Raw genomic sequence first — 892 nt, 5'->3', positions numbered from 1 at the left:
TCTTGGTGGAGCTGTATTTGGTATGGGAGAGGAAGCTATACCATTTGCTATGATTTTAATTCCTATTGTTGTTGGTATGGGATATGATTCGATTACAGGTATCTTTATGTGCTACATATCAACTCAAATTGGATTTGGTACCTCATGGATGAATCCATTCAGCGTGGCTGTTGCGCAAGGTGTTGCAGGAATTCCTGTGCTCTCTGGTGCCATGTTCAGAATCTTTATGTGGATATTTTTCACTGCATTCGGAATTTTTTATACGATGAGATACGCTAAAAAAATAAAAGCAAACCCAGAATTGTCAATTTCTTATGAAACTGATAAATTTTTTAGAGATGATTTCAAAGCGGATGCTACTGACGATTTAGAATTTACTTTAGGTCACAAACTAGTATTCTTAACTATATTCTTAGGTATGTCTTGGATTGTTTGGGGTGTTGTATTGCACGGTTATTACCTTCCTGAAATAGCTGCTCAATTTACAATTATGGGAATAGTTTCTGGAATAATTGGAGTAGTATTTAAACTAAACGACATGACAGTTAATGATATTGCCACATCTTTTAGAAAAGGAGCTGAAGATTTAATTGGAGCCGCCTTAGTTGTTGGAATGGCAAAAGGAATTGTACTGGTTTTAGGTGGAATAGACGCTGGGACTCCTACTGTTTTAAATACAATCTTAAACTCTGTAGCTGGTATTTTAGGAAACTTGCACGCTTCTGTATCTGCAATAGCGATGTATTTCTTCCAGTCTATATTTAATTTCTTTGTTGTTTCTGGATCTGGTCAAGCTGCACTTACTATGCCAATTATGGCACCACTTTCTGATTTAGTTGGAGTTCCTAGACAAGTTGCTGTACTTGCTTTCCAATTGGGAGATGGATTTACA

The 892-nt window shown here is 36.5% G+C and carries 1 pseudogene; it reads left to right on the top strand.

Annotated features, from left to right (window positions below):
• A pseudogene (locus L988_RS10715) lies at positions 1-892 on the top strand (putative basic amino acid antiporter YfcC); the annotation flags it as partial.

Origin of the sequence: Cetobacterium sp. ZWU0022, from assembly GCF_000800875.1 — a bacterium.
Lineage (GTDB): Bacteria > Fusobacteriota > Fusobacteriia > Fusobacteriales > Fusobacteriaceae > Cetobacterium_A.
Note: the sequence above shows the minus strand (reverse complement) of the source record. Positions and strands in the feature narration are given on the sequence as shown.